The sequence below is a fragment of the Olsenella uli genome (assembly GCF_016900775.1).
Lineage (GTDB): Bacteria > Actinomycetota > Coriobacteriia > Coriobacteriales > Atopobiaceae > Thermophilibacter > Thermophilibacter uli_A.
This window is the reverse complement of sequence record NZ_JACJKN010000019.1, coordinates 26,934-47,894: the sequence shown is the minus strand read 5'-3', so window position 1 is coordinate 47,894 and position 20,961 is coordinate 26,934. Positions and strand designations below refer to the sequence as shown.

Below are 20,961 nucleotides of genomic sequence, written 5' to 3'. Positions count from 1 at the left end.
GAGGACGGTAAGACCTACGTCTACCTGGCCGACAACGACGGGCGCCTCGCGGGCCCCGGCTGGGTGGTCTCCGACGCGTACGGCCAGGGCCTCCAGCGCTACTGGGTGGACGCCACTACCCATGGCGCGAAGACGGGCTACTTCGTTGCCGAGGGCTCTGCCTACTTCGGCACCGAGGCCGGCTACGTCCTGCGCGGGACGAAGCGCTTCGAGCTCTCAAGCTCCGGAAAGTTCGTGCAGGTTGCGGACAACGATGGCAAGCTGATTGAGAACTTCGTCTCAGGCGCTGGCTGGCAGGTGACGGGCGCAATGACCGAGGGAGCCCTCCAGCGCTACTACCTCACGAGCTTCGACGGTCACCTCTATGCTGAGGTTGACCTCTTCGAGGCCGATCTTGCTGGCAAGAAGAGCCTCTTCTATGGCGACGAGGCAACGGGTTATGTCGCGCGTAACGAGCGCGTCTCCGTCAACGGCAAGACCTACACGAGCGATAACGACGGGCGCCTCATCGTGGCCACCGTTCGCGTCTACCTTGACTCTGGCCACGGCGCGAGCGGCGGTGCGGGCTTTGACCCCGGCGCGAGCGGCTCGGGCTATCAGGAGTACAAGCTCACCGAGGAGCTCGTCAAGATGGTGGCCGACATCGTCCGCAGCAAGTATGGCCTTGACGTGGTGACGCACGGCGACACCAACTACAGCGATCGCCAGGACGAGGCCGAGGCCAACGAGTGCGACTTCCTCGTTTCCATCCACTTCAACAGCTTCAACGGGAGCGCGACCGGCTCCGAGAGCTACATCCACAGCGCGCATGCCGCTCCCGGCTCCGCCGAGCTTCAGGACATCATGCACAAGCATCTTGTCAATGGTACGGGTCTCTACGACCGCGGCCAGAAGCAGGAACAGTTCGCCGTCGTCGGCGGTGACATCCCCGCCGTCCTTCTCGAGATCTGCTTCATTGACAACTCGAGCGACATGGCCCAGTACCAGGCGCGCAAGCAGCAGATTGCCGAGCAGCTTGCTGCAGGCATCTGGGAGTACGCGCAGCGGATTTCATAACGGCAGCCCTGTCGGGCAACTCGAGCGGTAAAAAGGCGGCGCGATTTCATGAATCGCGCCGCCTTTGGCAGGGCCACGTGATTAACGCGCACTCGCGCACGTCCTTCTCGGCATTTGCCCTGTTGGGCAGCTCGGAGGCGTGCGCGAGTGCGCGTTAATGCGGACGCGCCGCCCCGCTTGACAAACGTCCGAACTCGGACTAACCTTGCCTTCCGCACGTTGGGAAGCACGACGGAGCGGGGCCATGGAGACAAACAAGCCCGAGGTCATGAGCGCACGAGAGCTCGACGTCCTCTACCAGAAGACCGACAAGGTCTACTACGAGCTCGCGCGCGGGTGCGGGCTCTCGGAGACCGCGTATTGGATCCTCTACGCGATCGAGGTCTCGGGCGGCAGCGCCACGCAGGCTCGCATCGCCGAGGAGTTCTCGTACTCGCGGCAGACGGTCAACTCCGCGCTCAAGACGCTCGAGGCGCGCGGGCTCGTGGAGCTGGCCTCGTCCGAGGGCGACCGACGCTCCAAGGTGGTGTCGCTCACGCCGGAGGGCCGCGCCTTCGCGGACGAGCGCATCGTGCCCGCCATCGAGGCCGAGGACCGGGCGTTCGGCACGCTCCTTCCCGAGGAGCGCGCGGAGTTCCTGCGCCTGGCAGATGCCTACGCGCGCGCCATAGACGACGAGCTCACCAGACTGAGGGAGAGGGGAGCAACCGAGTGAGCAAGAGACAGAGGAGGCGGGACTACAGCAAGCGCACCTCCGCGCGGCTTCTGCTGAGCCTCGTCTCGCCGTACAAGGGGCTTCTCGCCGCCATCTTCGCGGCGGCGATCTGCGACATGACGGGGATGCTCTTCATCCCGACGCAGCTCTCCGCCATGGTGAACGTCGCCGTCAACACGCGCGACATGTCGGCCCTCATGGGGCACGGCGTGGCCATGCTCATCGCCGCCCTCGTGGGGTCGGGCGGCTACCTCACCACCGTCTTTCTCGCCTCGCGCCTGTGCGCCAAGGTGGGGCGCGACCTGCGGACGCGGGTCTACGACGCGTCGCTCGCGTTCTCGGGCTCGGACTTCAACGCCTTCGGCACCGGCTCCATGATCACGCGCACGCTCTCGGACGCCAACGTGGTGCAGCAGACGCTGCTCATGTCCATCCTCATGATCTTTCCGGTGCCGCTCGCGTGCGTGATCGCGGTGGCGCTCGCGTTCTCCACGGACGTGGTCATGGGCTGGGTGCTCCTGGCCGTGACGCTCGTGGTCATCGGCATCTGCGCGCTCGCCGTGGCCAAGTCCGCGCCCATCTTCACGCGCCTGCAGGGCTTCATCGACAACATGAACACCCGCCTGCGCGAGTCCATCACCGGCGTGCGCGTAATCCGCGCCTTCGGCAAGGAGGCTCGCGAGCGCGGCCGCCTCGGGGAGACGTTCGAGGATTTCGCCACCAACGCCATCCGCGTGAACCTCGTCTTCGCGCTCACGGACTCCATCACGTTCTTCCTCATGAACGCCGTCGAGGCCGCGATTATGTGGGTCGGCGCGGACCGCGTGGGCGCCCACGCCATGCAGATCGGCTCGATCAGCGCGCTCGTGGAGTACGCGATGCTCATCATGATGTTCCTCATGATGGCGCAGTTCGCCATCCTCCAGGTGCCGCGCGCCCTGGCGTGCCTTACGCGCGCCGCCGAGGTGCTCTCCCGCGAGCCCGAGATCGAGGACGACGATGCCCCGGCGCGGCTCGCGCCCGCGGCGGGGGAGGGCGCCCCCGGGGACGAGGTCGCGCGCTTCGACCACGCGAGCCTGCGCTTCTCCGACGCCGACGAGGACACGCTGCACGACATCTCCTTCACCCTGCGCCGCGGCCAGACCACGGCCATCATCGGCAACACCGGCTCGGGCAAGTCCACGGTGGCCAAGCTCCTGCTGCGCTTCAACGACGTCACGGGGGGCAGCCTCGCGTTCGAGGGCGTAGACGTGCGCCGCCTCTCGCAGGACGAGCTCCGCCGTCGCATCGCCTACGTGCCGCAGAAGGCGTGGCTCTTCTCGGGCACCGTGGCGGAGAACCTGCGGCATGGGGACGCGGGGGCGGGCAACGACCGGCTCTGGCACGCGCTCGACGTGGCGCAGGCGGGCTTCGTGCGCGAGCTTCCCGAGGGGCTGGGGACGCGCGTGGCCCAGGGCGGCACCAACTTCTCCGGCGGTCAGCGCCAGCGCCTCGCCATCGCTCGTGCGCTCGTGCGCAGGGCCGACCTCTACGTCTTTGACGACTCGTTCTCCGCGCTTGACTACAAGACCGACGCCGCGCTGCGCCACGCGCTCGCGGGAGAGCTCGCCGGCGCGGCGACGCTCATCATCGCCCAGCGCGTGAGCACCATCCACGACGCCGACCAGATCGTCGTCCTGCACGACGGCGAGGTCGTGGGCCTGGGTACCCACGACGAGCTCATGGCCGGCTGCCCCACGTACCGAGCCATCGCAGAGTCCCAGTCCAGGGGGGAGGACGCCCATGCCTAGCAGCGAGAAGAACGTCGAGCTCGACGAGCTCGCAGAGCTCGAGCGGGGGAAGACGCCCTCCGGGCGCGACGCGGCGCCGGACGCCTCCGAGGAGGGGCTCGAGGTGCCCGAGGACGCGCTCGGGACCGCGCGGCGCCTCTGGGACGCCGCCCGCGGGCAGCGCTGGCGTCTCGTCGTGGCCGCCGCGTGCTCCGTGCTCTATGTGGCGGGGTCGCTTGGCGCCACCGCCTACAGCGCGGGGCTCATCGACCTGCTCTGGGGCAACATCCAGGCCACCTTCGAGACCGGGGCCCCCTTCGTGGTGACGCTCGAGAACGGCGGCCTGCAGATCCTCACGTTCCTCGGCATCTGGACGGCCGCGTGGGCGGCCTACACGGTGCAGGTGCTCGTCATGGCGAGCTTCGCGGAGCGGCTGAACCTCGGCCTTCGCCGCCGGATCGGCGAGAAGCTCTCGCGCCTGCCACTCGCCTACTACGACGCGCACCAGCCCGGGGACACCATCAGCCGCGCAACCAACGACCTCGACAAGGTCTCCGAGGTGCTGCAGCGCGGGCTCCTCCAGCTGCTCATCGCCGTGTGCATGGTCGGCGGCGCCGTCGTCCTCATGGCGACCTACGACCTCATGCTCACGGGCGTGTTCGTGGTCTTCGGCATCGTGGCGAGCGTGGCGACCAAGCTCGTGACCGCGCGCACCCTGAAGCTCGCCGCCGCCCGCCAGGCCGCCCTCGGCGACCTCACCGGGCGCGTGGAGGAGGCGTACTCGGGCCGCGCCGTCATCAAGGCCTTCGGGCGTGAGGACGCGAGCCTCGCGGAGGTGGCCGAGGCCGCCGAGCGCCTCGCCGAGACCTCGGGCGACGCCGACTTCGTGACCAACGCCATCGCGCCCGCCATCCGCCTGCTCATGCGCCTCTGCCAGGTGACCATCGGCCTTCTCGCGGGCGGCATGCTCGTGATGGGGCAGATCTCCGTGGGCGTCTTCCAGGCGTTCTTCCAGTACGTCATGCAGGCGTCCGAGCCCTTCACGCAGCTCGCCCTCACGGTGAACATGCTCCAGGGCGCGCTTGCCGCAGCCGAGCGCGTGTTCGCGTTCCTGGACGAGGACGAGGTCGTGCCCGACCCGGCGGTGCCCGCCGAGCTGCCCGAGCCCGTGCGCGGCCGCGTGGCCTTCGAGCACGTGCGCTTTGGCTACGCGCCGGACCGCCCGCTCATGCGCGACGTCTCGCTCGTGGCCGAGCCCGGGCAGAAGGTCGCCATCGTCGGCGCCACGGGCGCGGGCAAGACGACCCTCATCAACCTGCTCATGCGCTTCTACGAGGTGGACGGCGGGCGGATCACGCTCGACGGCGTGGACACCCGCGAGCTCACGCGCGCGGAGCTGCGCCGCCAGTTTGGCATGGTGCTGCAGGACGCCTGGCTCTTCGAGGGCACCATCGCGGAGAACATCGCCTACGGCAAGCCCGGCGCCACGCGCGAGGAGGTGGAGGCGGCCGCTCGCGCCGCGCACGTGGACTTCTTCGTGCGCACGCTCCCGCACGGCTACGACACGATGCTCTCCAACGACGCTGAGAACATCTCTCAGGGCCAGCGCCAGCTGCTCACCATTGCGCGCGCCATGCTCACCGACCCGGCGATCCTCATCCTCGACGAGGCGACCTCGAGTGTGGACACCCGCACTGAGCAGGCCATCGTTCGCGCGATGGAGGCCATCATGGAGAACCGCACGAGCTTCGTGATCGCGCACCGGCTCTCGACGATTGTGGACGCCGACCTCATCCTCGTGATGGAGAAGGGTACCATCATCGAGCAGGGCACGCATGCGGAGCTGCTCGCCGCGGGCGGGGCGTATGCGGAGCTCTACCGGTCGCAGTTCGCATAGCGGGGCCCCGGCGTCGTCGAACTGGGGGTTATGGCAGAAATCAGTTAGCCATAACCCCAGGAGTCGCAACGCATCGGGAAGAACGCCCTGTTGGCGTCCGACGGCGATTGCCATGGCTCCCCAAACAACAACGTGGGGCATCGCCCGGCTGCCACGTTCGAGCGCCTGCTCCGAGGCCGGGTCGCGCTCGGGATGAAGCGTGGCCCCTCAATGGATGTGGCCCCCAGCCTGCGGAGAGCTCGCTGGATTCCAGCGAGCTTTCGATTCGGCACGTCTCCTTCTCGTTCTGTCTGGTATGACGCTCACTCATCGAGGTCTCCCTGCGGTCGGCACGTGCCTGCGGCCGAGCGGCCGACAAACGACGAGCGCGACCGTCGGGACGGTCGCGCTCGTCGCATCTCCGCGTTATTTGGCGGGGCTAGTCGCAGGCCCCGCAGCTCTCGCACTTCTCGCTCTTGGGCGCGCCGCCCTTGTTGCGCTGGTCGGTGTTGTAGAAGCCCGAGCCCTTGAAGACGATGCCGGAGGGGTCGAAGACGCGCTCGGCCTCGCGACCGCAGCTGGGGCAGCTGACCTTGGGGTGTGCACTCATCGGGTGCTCGACCTCGAACGTCGCGCCGCACTCAGGGCAGTGATAGTCATAGCGTGCCATGGTTTCCTCCGTGAAGCTCCAGATGTCCAAACGCATGTTACTTTACCCAAACTCGCAGCTCGCATGCTCGGCGTTTTGCCCGTACACGCGCTTCTCGCAAACGGCGGACGCATGACACGGGAACGTCTTTCGCGCAGTCAGCCCCTTGGTGCGAAAAGGCGGCTCGATTCCGCGCAGTCAGCCCCTTGGTGCGAGCAATTTCCGGGTTTGCCAAGCATGGCGGGCCTCTGGGCCAGAAGAACCCCAGCTGGCTGGCGGGCGAGAGGGGATGTGTGGGCGAAAGGGCCGGAAAGTGCTTCGCACCAAGGGGCCAACTGCGCGTTGCGGGCTCATTTTTTTCGCACCAAGGGACCAACTGCGCACGATTCGGCGTCGGCGTGCCACGATTCAGTGGCGCGCCCTCTGGGCGCGGGCCCCTCAGCTTGCTATCATGCGCCTGTGAGCTCATTCGAACGGACGGGGGAGCAATGGAGATCACGGGCGCGATCTTTGACTGTGACGGGACGCTCGTCGACTCGATGGGGATGTGGTCGCACGCATTCGTGTGGCTCTGCGAGCGCTACGGCGTCGAGGGGGTCTCGATGGAGCGCGTCGAGTCCATCTCGCTGCGCGACGGCTGCGCGCTTCTGCACGACGAGTACGGCGCGGGGTCCTCGGTCGACGAGGTCTACGAGGCCATGTGCGCCCACGTGCGTTACGCCTACGAGCACGAGGTCCCGCTCATGCCCGGCGCCCGCGAGTTTCTTGACGAGCTGGCGGCGGCGGGGGTTCCGATGGTCCTCGCCTCCTCGACGCCGGTCCGCGAGCTGCGCTGCGCGCTTGCGGCGAACGACCTCGCGGACTACTTCGCCGACGTTGTGAGCACCGAGGACGTGGGCGGCCGTGACAAGGAGTTCCCGGACGTCTACCTCGAGGCGGCTCGCCGCCTGGGCACGCCGCGCTCGTCCACCTGGGTCTTCGAGGACGCCCCCTTTGGGGTGCGGACCGCGCGTCGCGCGGGCTTTCCCGTCGTCGGCCTCATGAACGACCACGACGGCCGCCGCGAGGAGGACGTCCGCCCGTGGTGCGACGTCTTCGTCCACGGCTACGCCGAGCTCTCGCTCGCCCTCCTGCGCGACTACGAGCGCCCCGCCCGCGCGGCGGGGGACCCGCTTCGCGCGCTCGTGGTGGCCGGCTCCCCGGAGCCGAGCGCGCCTGCCCTCGTCGCCCGGCTCGCCGAGGCGTCCGACTACGTCATCTGCGCCGACGGCGGGGCGGATGCCTGCCGCGCGGCGGGCGTCGCCCCCGACGTCTTCTGCGGCGACGGCGACTCCGCGTCCTCCGTCGCCGAGGCGTGGGCGTCCTCTGCCGCCCGCACGTGCGTCTCCTTCCCCTCGGAGAAGTACGCGACCGACCTCGCCCTCGCGCTCGACTGCGCGCACCACGAGGCCTCCCGGCACGAGGCCCCGCTCGCCCTCACCGTCACCTGCGCCTCGGGCGGCCGCCCGGACCACGCGCTTGCCGTCGTGGGCCAGCTCGCCAGCTCCGGGGCGGCGTCCGCGCGCATCGTCGAGGACGGCTACGAGATGAGGGTCGTCTCCGAGGCGGGGGAGCGCGCGTGGAGGCTCGGCCCGGATGCCGTGGGGCGCACCTTCTCCGCCGTCGCCGTGGCCCCCGGCACGCGCATCGACGAGCGCGGCATGCGCTGGGAGCTCGACGACAAGCCGATGGGCCTGCTCGACGACCTCGGGATTTCCAACGTGGTCACCAGCCCGGACGCCGAGGTCGTCTGCCGCGCCGGCGCCGTGGCGGCCTTCCTGCTCGACGCGACAAAAAAGCCACAATAAGTTGGGGTTTCTTGTTGCAGCCGCCACCGCATGTGCTATATTCGTACGGCTATGAAAGATGCGGGCGCGAGAGAGCGCCGCGCCCCCGAGGAGGTACGAGCATGTCCAAGGTCTGTGAGTTCTGCGGCAAGCACGCCGTTGCCGGTCATTCCATCAGCCACTCCCACCGTGTGGTGAACCGCACGTTCAAGCCGAACATCCAGCGCGTCACCGTCGTCGTTGACGGTCACCGTCGCAAGGCCAACGTCTGCTCTCGTTGCCTCAAGTCCGGCAAGATTGCCCGCAGCTAGTCCTGCGCACATCGAACGAGCAAGGGGAGGTCGCCTCGGCGGCCTCCCCTTTTGCGTGCATGTCTGAGCCCCTATCGCCCGCATTCGCGAGTGCCCTCCACAAGTGCGCCCGCACTCGCGTGAAAAAGGCGAGAAGTGCGGCCTGAAACCCCGGCGGGGCGTACGAGTGCGGCCACAAGACCGCTCGTCCGACCGCACTCGCGAGTGCCCCCAAGCGCCCCTCCCGGGCCCCGGGGCCGCGCTACGCCATCCGCAGCAGCCGCCGGTACGTCTCCACCCCCGCAAGCAGCACCCGCTCGTCGAAGTCGAACGTGTCCGCATGGAGGGGCGTCCCCGTCCCCGTGCCGAGCAGCAGGAACACCCCCGGCAGGCACCGCTGGTAGAACGCGAAGTCCTCGGCGATGAGCAGCGGCTCCTCGACGCGCGCAATCCCCGGCAGCGTCCGCTCCACGAGCGAGAAGAGCGCCGCGTCGTTGGTCACGGGCGGGTAGCCCTCGGAGAAGGTCAGCTCCACCGAGCATCCCTCGGTCCTCGCGGCGCCCTCGGCAAGCGTGCGCAGCGCGCCTCGCGCGCGGTCGAACATCTCGTCCGAGAAGACGCGCAGGCTCCCCTCGGCCCGTGCCTCGCCGGCGATCGCGTTTCTCACCGTCCCGGCCTCGAGCCGCCCGAAGCGCAGCAGGCAGGGCTCGCCCTTCTCGCGCGCGAGCCGCCCGCACATGGCCTCGGCCGACGGCACGAAGCGCGTGACCGCGGCCAGCGCGTCCGCGCCCTCCTGCCAGCGGGCGATGTGGCTCGAGCGCCCGTGAAAGCGCGCCGTGGTCTCGCTCGAGCGCGCGAGGAGCGGGCCCGGGCGGGAGGCCAGCGCGCCCGCGGGCAGGTCGGGCCAGAGGTGGAAGCCAAAGATCCGCGTGGCGCCCACGCGCCCGAAGACGCCGCTCTCGCAGACGACCCGCGCGCCGCCCGTGGTCTCCTCGGCGGGCTGGAACACGAGAAGCACGTTTCTCGGCAGGTCCTCGGCGCGCGTCCCCGGCTCGCGGCCCGTCATCACGCGCCCCACCCACGCCGCGGCGCCGAGCGCCATCGCCATGTGGCCGTCGTGCCCGCAGGCGTGCATGCGCCCGGGATGCTCGCTCGCGTACGGGGCGCCCGTCGCCTCCGCCACGGGCAGGGCGTCCATGTCCGCGCGCAGGGCCACCGTCTCGGGCCGGCCGAGGTCGAAGTACGCGCAGAGCGCGCCCGGGCACGGCTCCCACACCTCGCAGGAGAGCCCGTCGAGCACGCCCCGCACGTAGGCCGTGGTCTCGGGCAGCTCGAAGTCGAGCTCGGGAATGCGGTGCAGGTCGCGTCGCCAGCGCGTGAGGGCGGCGAGCTCCGGGTTCTTCTCGTCAGGCATGGGTCCTCCAATCGTTACGAGAGTATATCAGCCGCGCATTTCCGGGCGTGCGCGGGCGCGCTCGTGCTAGAGTGACCTCACTCGATAGAGGCGCGGGCGAGAAGATCCGCGGGGCAGCCGGCAGGCGTCACGACCCCGCGGGGAGGCGAGCCCGCCGAACTCGGCGCCCGGGCGCGGGCGCGGGGTGGGCCTGCGGGAAAGACCCGCAGGACTGTCTGCATGAAACCTGCAGGAGCGCTATCAAGGGAGCTTGCATGACGTGCATGAAGCAGCCTTTTGTGGCCACCGACCAGCTCGTTGGCATCGCCGAGCGGTACCCCACCCCCTTCCACCTGTATGACGAGGCCGGCATCCGCAGAAACGCGGAGGCGGTGCTCGACGCCTTCTCGTGGAACCCGGGCTTCAGGGAGTACTTCGCCGTCAAGGCCAACCCCAATCCCGCGCTTATCAAGATCTTGCTGGAGTACGGCTGCGGCTGCGACTGCTCCAGCTACACGGAGCTCCTCATCGCCCGCGCGCTCGGCGTGCCGGGCGAGAAGATCATGTTCTCGTCCAACGACACCCCGGCCGAGGACTTCCGCCTCGCGCGCGAGCTCGGCGCCATCGTGAACTTCGACGACATCTCGCACATCCCGTTCTTCGAGGAGGTCGCCGGGCCGGTGGCTGAGGTCGCGAGCTGCCGCTTCAACCCCGGCGGGCTCTTCCGCCTGGCCAACGGCATCATGGACAACCCGGGCGACTCCAAGTACGGCATGACCGAGGAGCAGCTCTTCGAGGCGTACCGCATGCTCGTGGGGCGCGGCTGCACCACGCTGGGGCTGCACGCGTTTCTCGCCAGCAACACCCACGGCAACGACTACTATCCCGCGCTCGCGCGTATCCTCTTTGGGCTGGCGGTCCGCCTGCGCGATGAGACCGGGGCGCACGTGGGCTTTGTTAACCTCTCCGGGGGCGTGGGCATCCCGTACCGGCCGGACGAGGAGCCCTGCGACATCCGCGCCATCGGCGAGGGGGTGCGGCGCGCCTTCGAGGAGGTGCTCGTGCCCGCCGGCATGGGTGACGTGGCCATCTACGCGGAGATGGGTCGCTTCATGATGGGCCCCTACGGCTGCCTGGTCACGCGCGCCATCCACGAGAAGAACATCTACAAGGACTACCTCGGCGTGGACGCGAGCGCCGTCGACCTCATCCGCCCCGCCATGTACGGCGCCTACCACCACATCACCGTGATGGGGCAGGCGGGCGGCCCGGACAAGTCCTCGTGGCCCGCCACGCGCACCTACGACGTCACGGGCTGCCTCTGCGAGAACAACGACAAGTTCGCCGTGGACCGAGAGCTTCCCGAGGTCGAGCGCGGCGACCTGCTCGTCATCCACGACACCGGGGCCCACGGCTACTCGATGGGCTACAACTACAACGGCCGGCTTCGGTCCGCGGAGGTGCTGCTGCGCGAGGATGGCTCCTGCGAGCTCATCCGCCGCGCCGAGAAGCCCTCCGACTACTTCGCCACCCTCGTGCAAAAGTGACCGTCCCCTTGCACGCCCCTTCGTACAGGAGAAAGGAATCGCCATGGACATGACCAACCTGACCGGATCGATCGTCGCGCTCGTCACGCCGTTTTCCGAGGACGGCTCCGTCGACTTTCCCGCGCTCGAGCGCCTCGTGGACTTCCACCTGGCAAACGGCACCGACGGCATCCTCGTGCTCGGCACCACCGGCGAGTCCTCCACGATGACCGACGAGGAGGACCTCGAGGTCGCCCGCTGCGTGGTGGAGCGCGTGGCCGGCCGCGTCCCCGTGATCGGCGGCGCCGGCTCCAACGCCACCTTCGAGTCCGAGCGCAAGGCCGCGGGCCTCGTGAAGGTGGGCGTGGACGGCCTCTTGCTCATCACGCCGTACTACAACAAGTCCAACGAGGAGGGCATCTACCGCCACTTCACCGCCGTCCTCGACAAGGTGGACGTGCCGTGCATCCTCTACAACATCCCCGGCCGCACCGGCTGCTCCATCAGCGAGAAGAACCTCGCACGCCTTGCCGCCCACCCCAACGCGTGGGGCCTCAAGGAGGCCTCCGGCTCCATCAGCTACGCAACCATGGCCGCCCGCTACCTCACGGACGACTTCCGCATGTTCTCCGGCAACGACGACATCGTGGTGCCGCTCATGAGCCTCGGCGCCAAGGGCGTCATCTCCGTGTGGGCCGACGTCGCGCCCGCCACGGTGCACCAGATGTGCGCGGACTTCCTCGCCGGCGACGTCGCGGCCGCGCGCCGCGCGCAGCTGGAGAACCTCGAGCTCATCCACGCCCTCTTCTGCGAGGTCAACCCGATCCCGGTCAAGTGCGCCCTCGCCGAGATGGGCATGATCGGCGAGCACTACCGCCAGCCGCTCTGGCAGATCTCCGACGCCGGCCGCGAGCGCCTCGTCGCGGCCATGAGGGGGGTCGGTCTCCTTGGCTAGCGCGATCGTCATCGGCGGCGCCGGGCGCATGGGCCGCCTCGTGCTGGAGGAGCTGGCCGCCCGCGGCTTCGAGCTTCTCGGCTCCTATGACGTGGATACCGTCGACGAGCTGGATGAGGCGGCGCCGGCGGCGGACGTGGCCGTGGACTTCTCCGCGCCCGCGTCGCTGCCGCACACGCTGGCCTACGCCCGCCGCACGGGCGCGGCGGTGGTCTCCGGCACCACGGGCCTCTCGGAGGGACAGCTGGGCGAGCTGCGCGCGCTCGGCGAGACGAACCGCGTGATCTGGGCGTCCAACTACTCGCTCGGCGTCGCGGCCCTGCGCCACGCCACGGCGCTCGTGGCGAAGGCCCTGCCCGACTGGGACGTCGAGATCGTGGAGACCCACCACAACCAGAAGGTCGACGCGCCCTCCGGCACGGCAAAGGCGCTGCTCGCGGCCATCGATCCGGAGGGGGGGCGCCGCGTGGTGAACGGGCGCGCCGGCCAGGTGGGCGCGCGCGTCCCCGGCGAGATCGGCATACACGCCATCCGGGGCGGCACCGTCGCCGGCACGCACGAGGTGCACTTCTTCGGCGTCGACGAGGAGGTCTGTCTCACGCACCGCGCCGCGAGCCGGCAGATCTTCGTCACCGGAGCCGTCGCGGCGGCCGCCCGCCTGCTCGAGCAGCCCGCGGGGTTCTACGACTTCGACGAGCTGATGTTCGGCTGATCGTCCTTCTCGCCCTGGGGCGAGAAGGACGGCGCGCCGGCGGGGCGTCGTCGCGGCACTCAGTTCCGGATTTGCGCACGGCGGCGTACGCAGTTCCGGAACTGAGTGCAGGTCCCGACTCAAATCCGGATTTGAGCCGCCGTTCGGCGCGAAGCGGACGCGCAACCCGCGATTTGGCGTAGCCGGGGAGCATGGCCGGCGCTCAAATCTGGAACTGAGTACGAGCCGCTGCTCAGTTCCGGAAATGAGTAACGACCCGTACTCAGATTCGGATTTGAGTGCCAGGCTACGAGGCCTCGCCGGCGGCGCGCGACCTCGACCTGCGTGAACGTGACCGGCCGGAGGACCGACATCCTGGCGTGCCGGCGCCTGCGGGAACGTCGGGGTTGCACGGGCCGCGGGGCAAGCGGACGCGAGGCGCCACTCAGTTCCGGAAATGTGCGCTGGCTCGTGCGCAGTTCCGGAACTGAGCGCTCGCCCGACGAACGGTCCGGCCCGGCCCGGCGCCGGGAGCCGCTACCATGGAGGAGACGAGACGCGGCAGGGGCCGCCACGGAAGGAGACACATGGACGCGCAGGAGATCATCGACTTCATCGCGACGGCGCCAAAGAAGACGCCCGTCAAGCTGTATGTGCGCGAGAAGGACGGCGCGCGCCTGGACTGGGGAGACGCCCACGTCTACGGCGGGCCCGAGGGCCGCGTCGTCCTCGGCGAGTGGGCCGAGATCGAGCCCGTCCTTCTCGCCAACGCGGATGCCATCGAGTACGCGGACGTGGAGGCGGACCGGCGCAACTCCGCGGTGCCGCTCCTCGACCTCAAGGACGTGAACGCGCGCATCGAGCCGGGCGCCATCATCCGCGACCGCGTGGAGATCGGCGACAACGCCGTCATCATGATGGGTGCCGTCATCAACATCGGGGCCGTCATCGGCGCGGGCACCATGATCGACATGGGCGCCGTGCTCGGCGGCCGCGCCATCGTGGGCCGGAACTGCCACGTGGGCGCCGGGACCGTGCTCGCCGGCGTGGTGGAGCCCGCGAGCGCCACGCCCGTCGTCGTGGAGGACGGCGTCATGATCGGCGCCAACGCGGTGGTGCTCGAGGGCGTGCGCGTGGGGGAGGGCGCCGTCGTGGCGGCTGGCGCCGTCTGCGTGGAGGACGTCCCCGCGGGCGCCGTCGTGGCCGGCGTGCCGGCGCGCGTCATCAAGATGCGCGACGAGCGGACGGACGGCAAGACCGGGCTTGTGGAAGCGCTCCGCCAGCTGTAGGGGCGCCGGACGAAGAGCGTCGCCTCGGCCCCGCGCGGCGGGTGCGCGGGGGTCTGGCGACACCTCCGTAGGTGGGATCGTCGCCTCGGCCCCGCATGACGTGCGTGCGGGGCCGCGGCGACAGTTCTGAAGAGAGGATCGTCGTTTCGGCCCCGCGGAGTTGCCGCGCGGGGCCGAAACGACGCTTCTGGAGGGAAAACCGTCGCCAAGGCCCCGCATGCCCGCCGTGCGGGGGTCCCGCGACGGATTCCGGTCGGCGCCGGCCCCCGCGCCGCCCGCGTTCTTCTCGCCCGCGCTATAATCAGATGGATTCCGAGAAGGCGCACTTCCTGCCAGCGAGAGGAGACCACATGTCTGGTGTCGTTCCGGGAACGCTGAGGGTGTCAAACGACTGCATCGCCGACCTCGCCGGCTACGCCGCGCTCGAGTGCTACGGCGTCGTCGGCATGGCCGAGATCGACGAGCAGGCCGGCGTCGCCCGCTTGCTGCCGTCCTTCCGCCTGAGGAAGGGCATCGACGTCGCCTCGGCGGGCGGCCGCGTCGCGGTGGACCTCCACGTGATTGTGGAGCAGGGCGTCAACATGTCCTCCGTCGTGAGCAACCTCACGAGCTCCGTGAAGTTCCTGCTCAAGCAGATCGCCGAGCTCGAGAGCGTTGACGTGAAGGTGCACATCGTGGGACTGCGCAACGCGCGCTAGGCGCCCCCGTCGAGAAGAACCGAGGTACCCCAAGATGATTTCGACCGTCATCCGCACCTGCTTCCCCGTCGCCGCCAAGGTCGTGGCCGACCGTGCGGAGGAGATCAACAAGCTCAACGTGTTCCCGGTCCCCGACGGCGACACCGGCACGAACATGTCCCTCACGCTCAACACTGTGGTCAAGGAGGTCGAGGCCCTTCCCGCGAGCGCCTCGATCGACGACATCGCCAAGGCCATCACGCACGGCTCGCTCATGGGCGCGCGCGGCAACTCGGGCGTCATCACGAGCCAGATCCTGCGCGGCATCGCCGAGGGCCTCTGCGACGCCAAGAACCAGGAGCACCCCACGCCGGCCGACATCGCGCACGCCTGGCGCCGCGGCGTGAAGGTGGCCTTCAAGGCCGTGCGCAAGCCGGTCGAGGGCACCATCCTCACGGTCCTGCGCGACGTCTCGGCCAAGGCCGACCAGCTGGAGAAGCGCCGCGACATGACCTGCCACGAGATGCTCGACGCGCTCGTCGTCGAGGCTTACGAGTCCGTGGCCCGCACGCCCGAGCTGCTGCCCGTCCTCAAGGAGAACGGCGTGGTGGACTCGGGCGCCTTCGGCTTTGCCACGTTCCTCGAGGCCTTCGTGAACGCCGCCACCGGCAAGGCCGGCGAGCTCACCGACTTCAAGACCACCGTCGACGCCAAGGCCGACGTCTCCGCCAAGGTGCAGATCGAGCTCAACGACGACTGGGAGGGCTCGGAGTACCGCTACTGCAACGAGTTCCTCTTCAAGGCCGAGAAGGACTTCGACGTCGACGTGTCCCTCGCCTACCTCGCCACGCTCGGCGACTGCGAGCTCATCGTGGGCGCCTACCCCGACTTCAAGGTGCACGTGCACTCCAACGAGCCCAACCGCGTGCTCGAGTACATGCTCCAGTTCGGCCAGGTCTACGAGGTCTTCATCCACAACATGGACATGGAGTCCCACGACCGCACGGCCAAGATCGCGGCCGACCAGGCCGGCGCGGCGGGCGAGAAGGACGGGCCGCGGAAGGCCCTCGGCTTCGTGGCCGTGGCCGCGGGCTCGGGCGAAGAGGAGATCCTGCGCTCGCTCGGCGTGGACGTGGTGGTCTCCGGCGGGCAGACGATGAACCCGTCGACGGCCGACATCCTCGCCGCCATCGAGCAGGTGAACGCCGAGAGCGTGATCGTGCTTCCCGGCAACGGCAACATCCGCATGGCCGCCGAGGCGGCCGCCTCGGCCTGCGAGGACGCCAAGGTGGCCGTGGTGCCCACCAAGACCGTGCTCCAGGGCTTCTCTGCCATGTTCGTCGTGGACCCGGAGGGCACGCTCGAGGACAACGTGGCGGCCATGACCGAGGCCATCGCCGACGTCCGCGGCGGCGAGGTCACCACCGCGGTGCGCGACTCGCAGGCCGCCGACGGCAGCCCCATCCACGCGGGCGACGTCATGGGCATCCAGGATGACTCCATCGACGTGGTGGGCTCCGACGTCGCGCAGGTGACGCTCGACCTCATCGCCAAGATGCAGGACGAGGAGGAGGGCGACTCGCTCACCATCCTCGCCGGCCAGGACATGGACGACGAGTCCTTCGAGGCGCTCGTCGCTGCCATCGAGGAGGCCCAGCCCGACCTCGAGGTCGACCCGCACCGCGGCGAGCAGCCCCTCTACCCGGTGATCTTCTCCATAGAGTAGGCGCTTTGGGGGGCCGCCCGTCCATACCGTCAGCCGCGGAGAGGGTGCAGCGAACCTGCGCCCTCTCCGACTCTGTGTCGCGGCTGCGCTACGTCTCGGGCGCGCGCGAGGAGGCGCTGCGCCGCCTCGGCCTCGCGCGCGTGCGCGACCTCATGCTGCACGTGCCGCACCGCTACCTCGACTTCACGCGGGTGACCACGATCGCCCTGGCCGACGTGGGTACGGACGCCACGATCGTGGCCACGGTCGACCGCGTGGAGCTCAAGCGCCCCCGCCCCCGCATGCAGATCGTTGAGCTCTCGGTGGTGGACGAGACGGGCGTGCTCGTGGCCACCTTCTTCCGCCAGCCCTGGATCGCCGAGCAGGTGCACGTCGGCGACCGGGTGGCCCTCTCCGGCAAGGTGGAGTTCTCCTACGGCTTCAAGCGCATGAAGGCCCCCTTCCACGAGGTTCTGGGGCCGGCCGCCGGGGCGGGCGGCTACGCGCGCGTGCTGCCGATCCACCCGGTGGGGGAGGGCGTCAGCGCCTCGTGGATGCGCCGCATCGTGGCCGCGGCCCTGGCCGACGTGGGCGACGTCTGCGACTGGCTGCCGGCGGGCCTTGCCGCCGGCCACGGCCTCATGACGCTCGCCCGCGCCCTGCGGGAGGTGCACTTCCCCACGTCGGTGGCCGCCGCCGGCCGCGCCCGGAGGAGGCTCGCCTACGACGAGCTCCTCTGCCTGCAGCTCGCCCTGCTCTGCCGCCAGAGCGTGGAGCTCGCCGGCGTGGAGCCGGTCTCGCACGTGACCTCGGGCCCGCACATGGACGCCCTTCTCGCCGCGCTGCCCTTCTCGCTCACCGCGGAGCAGCGCGCCGCCGCCGACCAGATCCTGGCCGACATGGCGGCCCCCCGCGTGATGAACCGCCTGCTGCTGGGAGACGTGGGCACCGGCAAGACCGCCGTGGCCGCCGTGGCGCTCGCCGCCGTGGCGGACACCGGGACCCAGGCCGCCGTCATGGCGCCCACCTCCGTCCTCGCGCGGCAGTACGCCGAGAAGCTCGGCCCCGTGCTCGACGAGGCGCGCGTGAGCTGGGCCCTCGTGACCGGCTCCACGCCCGCCGACGAGCGCGCCCTCGCCGAGATGGCCGCCGCGCGCGGCGAGCTCACGGTGCTCTTTGGGACGACGGCGCTGCTCTCCGAGGGGGTGGAGTTCGCCGCGCTCTCGCTCGCGGTGATCGACGAGCAGCACCGCTTTGGCGTGGACCAGCGCGCCGCGCTCCGGCGCAAGGGGGCCGGCGCGGACCTTCTGGCCATGACGGCCACGCCCATCCCGCGCACGCTCGCGCTCTCGCTCTACGGGGACGTGGAGCTCTCGGAGATCCGCCACCGCCCGCGCCCGGGGGCCGGCATGGAGACCCGGCTCGTGACGCCGGACAACCTGGACCTTGCCTGGGGCGCCATCCGCGAGGCCGCGGCGGCGGGGCGCCAGGCCTACGTGATATGCCCCCTCGTCGACGACGCGGACGACGGCGCCGAGCTCGACGACGTCCCCGAGGGGCTCACCTCGGCCGCGCCGCGCCTGCGCTCGGCCACCTCGACGCTTGCCGACCTGCGCTCGCACGTCCTGCCGGAGCTCTCGTGCGACCTGCTCACGGGCCGCATGGCGGCGGGCGAGAAGGACCGCGCCATGGAGCGCTTCCGCGCCGGGAAGACGCAGGTGCTCGTCTCCACGACGGTCGTCGAGGTGGGCGTGGACGTGCCCAACGCCACCGTCATGGTGGTGCTCGACGCCGACCGCTTTGGCCTCGCGACCCTGCACCAGCTGCGCGGCCGCGTGGGCCGCGGCGACGTCGCGGGCACCGTCTTCCTCTCGAGCGCCGCCAAGCGCGGCTCGCCCGCGAGGCGCCGCCTCTCCGCGCTCGAGCGGACGTCTGACGGCTTCGAGCTCGCGGAGCTCGACCTGCGCCTGCGCCACGAGGGGGAGGTGCTCGGCTACCGCCAGCACGGCGGCGTGACGCTCAGGATCTCCGACCTCGAGGCGGACCGCGACCTTGTGGAGGCCGCGCACGCCGACGCCCGCGCCATCGCCGATGACGACCCGCGCCTCGCGGCGCCCGCCCACCGGGCGATGGCGCTTGAGGTGCGAGACCGCTTCGGCGCCTACTTCGAGGAGCTTGATCGCGCATGAGGATCGTGGGGGGAAAGTGGCGCGGCCGCGCCATCGAGGCGCCGAGGGGGCGCGACGTCACGCGTCCGACGACGGACCGCACGCGCGAGCGCGTGGCGTCGATGATCCTCTCGGCCATGGGGCTCGACCTTACGGGCCGCTCGGTGCTCGACGCCTTCGCGGGGTCGGGCGCCATGGGCCTCGAGCTGCTCTCGCGCGGGGCCGCCCGGGCGACCTTCGTGGACCGCGACCGCAGGGCCGTGGCGCTCGTGCGGCGCAGCGCGGCCTCGCTCGGCGCCCGCGCGGACGAGTTCTTCTCGCTCGCGGGCGACGTCTGCGCGCTCGCGGGCAGGAGGCTTCCCGGCGCCCCCTTCGACGTGGTCTTCCTCGACCCGCCCTACGCCATGGGGGCCGACGCCGTGGGCGGCCTCGTCCGCACGCTCGCGGGGACGGGCCAGCTCGCGCCCGGCGCCGTCGTGGTGTACGAGCACGCCGCGCGCACGCCCGGGCTCGCGTGCGCGGGCCTTGGCCTCGTCCGCTCCAAGACGCACGGCGTCTCCACGGTTGACCTGCTGACCTATGACGCCCCGGGCGCGCTCGCGCGCGACCCCGCCCGGGGCCCGGAAGGGGAGTGAGCCATGGGCTCTGAGACCATCACCCACGTCGTCGTCCCGGGGACCTTCGACCCGGTGACGCTCGGCCACATCGACGTCATCCGCCGCGCACGGCGGCTCTTCCCCCGCGTGACGGTGGCCGTGGCGGCCTCCGTCAACAAGAACGGGCGCGGCACCGCGTTTACCCTCGAGGAGCGCGCGGAGATGATCCGCGAGGCCATCGAGCTCGAGGGGCTGCCCGCCGACATCGAGGTCATGCCCTTCACCGGGCTGCTCGTGGACTTCTGCAAGGAGCTCGGCGCGGGCGGCGTGGTCAAGGGCCTGCGCGCGATGACCGACTTCGAGTACGAGCTCCAGCAGGCGGACCTCAACTTCCACCTCTCTCCCGACATCGAGTCGGTCTTCGTCATGTCGAGCCCGGAGTACGGCTACGTCTCGTCCTCCATCGTGCGCGAGATCGCCTCGATGGGCTCGGACGTGAGCAGCCTCGTCCCCGCCAACGTGAACGCGCGCCTGCGCGCCCACTACGCCTGACGCGCCCGCCCGCGGCGGCCGGACCTGACGTTCTCGTTGAGCAGGGCGCCAGCTGCGTCCGCCCTGCCCGAATCTGCTACCATGCTGAGAGATATAGCTCGACCATCGGGCCCGGCGCCCGACGAATCACGCGAAAGGAACCATAGATGCAGCCAGGTGAGGAGATCGAGAGCTTGGTCGACGAGCTCGAGCAGATCGTGACCGAGGCTAAGTCCCCGATCATGGACAGCGGGCAGAAGAAGATCGTCGACGCCCAGGACATCTACGAGATCCTGGACGAGATTCGCCGCGTCTTCCCGCAGGAGTTCTCGGACGCGCGCCGCATCCTCAAGGAGGAGCAGGAGACCATCGACCGCGCCCAGCAGCAGGCGAGCTCCATCATCGCCGACGCGCAGCAGCAGGCGATGATCCTCGCGGGCGACCAGGAGATCGTGCGCCTCGCCCAGCAGCAGGCCGACGGCATCCGCGACCAGGCTGCCCAGTACGAGCGCGACACCCGCTACAACGCGGAGGAGTACGCCGACACCGTGCTCGCCCACCTCGAGGAGAACCTCAAGAGCCTCACGAGCTCGGTCACGCGCGTGCGCCAGACGCTCGACGAGAACTCCGGCCCGCGCAACACCACCAACAACGTGCCCTGGTAGCCATGGACGCAATCATACTGCCCATCGACGAGCGCCTCGCGGCCGCGGGCGACACCTGGTCGCTCGCCGGGCACCTCGACGAGCCCGGCTACTCCCTCGGCGACCACGACTTCGCCCTTCCCTCCGGGATCGACTACGACGTCGTGCTCACCAACTCCGGCGAGGGCATCCTCGTGACGGGCATCCTGCGCGCCCACGTGGCGGGCACCTGCGACCGCTGCCTCGAGGACGCCGAGTTCGACGTCGACGCCGAGGTGGACGGCTACTACCTCTTCGAGGAGCCCGAGCGGCTCTCGGACGACGAGGACGAGGCCGACTTCGAGCTCGTCTCCGCGGACCGCACCATCGACCTCTCGGGCGCCCTCGCCTCGGCGCTCGTGATGGAGACGCCCTTCGTGGTGCTCTGCCGCGAGGACTGCGCGGGGCTCTGCCCCGTCTGCGGCGCCAACCTCAACGAGGGGGACTGCGGGCACGCCGCGCAGATCGAGGCCGAGCGCGAGGCCGACCGCATGGCGTCCTCGCCCTTCGCCGCGCTCGCGGGGCTCGACCTCGGCGAGGACGTGCCCGACGGCGGCGCGGAGTGA

At 70.1% G+C, this 20,961-nt stretch carries 19 protein-coding genes and 1 riboswitch; of the genes, 17 read left to right on the top strand and 2 right to left on the bottom strand.

The window, feature by feature from the left end; genetic code table 11:
• The 4 genes from H6A23_RS10200 to H6A23_RS10185 form a co-directional block, all read left to right on the top strand.
• Positions 1-1,056, top strand: a 1,056-nt coding sequence (locus tag H6A23_RS10200) for an N-acetylmuramoyl-L-alanine amidase (RefSeq protein WP_204832067.1), incomplete at its 5' end; no start/stop codon positions are given.
• Positions 1,057-1,300: 244 nt separating this feature from the next.
• Entirely contained in the window at positions 1,301-1,771 is a 471-nt protein-coding gene (locus tag H6A23_RS10195; RefSeq protein ID WP_286165953.1) for a MarR family winged helix-turn-helix transcriptional regulator, read from the top strand.
• Positions 1,768-3,561 carry an ABC transporter ATP-binding protein gene (locus H6A23_RS10190; protein WP_353653061.1) on the top strand — a complete coding sequence of 598 codons (1,794 nt, stop codon included), beginning with the start codon at positions 1,768-1,770 and terminating at the stop codon, positions 3,559-3,561. Before H6A23_RS10195 ends, H6A23_RS10190 begins: the two co-directional genes overlap by 4 nt.
• On the top strand, positions 3,554-5,437 hold the full coding sequence (locus tag H6A23_RS10185) for an ABC transporter ATP-binding protein (protein ID WP_204832066.1): 1,884 nt from the start codon (positions 3,554-3,556) through the stop codon (positions 5,435-5,437). Before H6A23_RS10190 ends, H6A23_RS10185 begins: the two co-directional genes overlap by 8 nt.
• A 418-nt stretch (positions 5,438-5,855) precedes the next feature.
• On the opposite strand, the gene H6A23_RS10180 is transcribed toward H6A23_RS10185, so the two are convergent.
• On the bottom strand, positions 5,856-6,086 hold the full coding sequence (locus tag H6A23_RS10180; protein WP_204832065.1) for an FmdB family zinc ribbon protein: 231 nt from the start codon (positions 6,084-6,086) through the stop codon (positions 5,856-5,858).
• 467 nt (positions 6,087-6,553) lie between these two features.
• Between H6A23_RS10180 and H6A23_RS10175 the strand changes: the two genes are divergently transcribed.
• On the top strand, positions 6,554-7,912 hold the full coding sequence (locus tag H6A23_RS10175) for a thiamine diphosphokinase (protein WP_204832064.1): 1,359 nt from the start codon (positions 6,554-6,556) through the stop codon (positions 7,910-7,912).
• Between the two features lie 101 nt (positions 7,913-8,013).
• Complete coding sequence (gene rpmB, locus H6A23_RS10170; RefSeq protein ID WP_072371255.1) at positions 8,014-8,202, top strand: 50S ribosomal protein L28; 189 nt, start codon at positions 8,014-8,016, stop codon at positions 8,200-8,202.
• Between the two features lie 241 nt (positions 8,203-8,443).
• Here the strand turns inward: rpmB and H6A23_RS10165 are convergent, their stop codons facing one another.
• Positions 8,444-9,595 (bottom strand): amidohydrolase, encoded by a 1,152-nt coding sequence (locus tag H6A23_RS10165; protein WP_204832063.1) that lies wholly within the window; start codon positions 9,593-9,595, stop codon positions 8,444-8,446.
• Between the two features lie 77 nt (positions 9,596-9,672).
• Positions 9,673-9,843: riboswitch (Lysine riboswitch) on the top strand.
• A gap of 6 nt (positions 9,844-9,849) precedes the next feature.
• Here H6A23_RS10165 and H6A23_RS10160 point away from each other — a divergent pair.
• From H6A23_RS10160 to H6A23_RS10110, 11 genes are all read left to right on the top strand, one after another.
• A complete protein-coding gene (locus H6A23_RS10160) occupies positions 9,850-11,121 on the top strand; it encodes a diaminopimelate decarboxylase family protein (RefSeq protein WP_204832062.1) in 1,272 nt (423 codons plus the stop codon).
• 43 nt (positions 11,122-11,164) lie between these two features.
• A complete protein-coding gene (gene dapA / locus H6A23_RS10155; RefSeq protein ID WP_204832061.1) occupies positions 11,165-12,055 on the top strand; it encodes a 4-hydroxy-tetrahydrodipicolinate synthase in 891 nt (296 codons plus the stop codon).
• Positions 12,048-12,767: a 4-hydroxy-tetrahydrodipicolinate reductase gene (gene dapB / locus H6A23_RS10150; RefSeq protein ID WP_204832060.1), complete on the top strand. Its 720-nt coding sequence runs from the start codon at positions 12,048-12,050 to the stop codon at positions 12,765-12,767. The genes dapA and dapB overlap by 8 nt, the downstream gene beginning before the upstream one ends.
• Positions 12,768-13,333: 566 nt before the next feature.
• Entirely contained in the window at positions 13,334-14,035 is a 702-nt protein-coding gene (dapD, locus tag H6A23_RS10145) for a 2,3,4,5-tetrahydropyridine-2,6-dicarboxylate N-acetyltransferase (protein ID WP_286165952.1), read from the top strand.
• Between the two features lie 350 nt (positions 14,036-14,385).
• Positions 14,386-14,733: an Asp23/Gls24 family envelope stress response protein gene (locus H6A23_RS10140; protein WP_204832058.1), complete on the top strand. Its 348-nt coding sequence runs from the start codon at positions 14,386-14,388 to the stop codon at positions 14,731-14,733.
• Positions 14,734-14,767: 34 nt separating this feature from the next.
• Positions 14,768-16,438, top strand: a complete 1,671-nt coding sequence (locus H6A23_RS10135) for a DAK2 domain-containing protein (RefSeq protein ID WP_204832057.1) — start codon at positions 14,768-14,770, stop codon at positions 16,436-16,438.
• Positions 16,439-16,443: 5 nt separating this feature from the next.
• Entirely contained in the window at positions 16,444-18,606 is a 2,163-nt protein-coding gene (locus tag H6A23_RS10130) for an ATP-dependent DNA helicase RecG (RefSeq protein WP_204832056.1), read from the top strand.
• The gene (locus tag H6A23_RS10125) at positions 18,603-19,220 is read left to right on the top strand and encodes an RsmD family RNA methyltransferase (protein ID WP_204832055.1); all 618 of its coding nucleotides are present in this window, start codon (positions 18,603-18,605) and stop codon (positions 19,218-19,220) included. The genes H6A23_RS10130 and H6A23_RS10125 overlap by 4 nt, the downstream gene beginning before the upstream one ends.
• 3 nt (positions 19,221-19,223) lie before the next feature.
• Positions 19,224-19,733: a pantetheine-phosphate adenylyltransferase gene (coaD, locus tag H6A23_RS10120; RefSeq protein WP_204832054.1), complete on the top strand. Its 510-nt coding sequence runs from the start codon at positions 19,224-19,226 to the stop codon at positions 19,731-19,733.
• A gap of 146 nt (positions 19,734-19,879) precedes the next feature.
• Positions 19,880-20,377, top strand: a complete 498-nt coding sequence (locus H6A23_RS10115; protein ID WP_204832053.1) for an ATPase — start codon at positions 19,880-19,882, stop codon at positions 20,375-20,377.
• Between the two features lie 2 nt (positions 20,378-20,379).
• Positions 20,380-20,961: a YceD family protein gene (locus H6A23_RS10110; RefSeq protein WP_204832052.1), complete on the top strand. Its 582-nt coding sequence runs from the start codon at positions 20,380-20,382 to the stop codon at positions 20,959-20,961.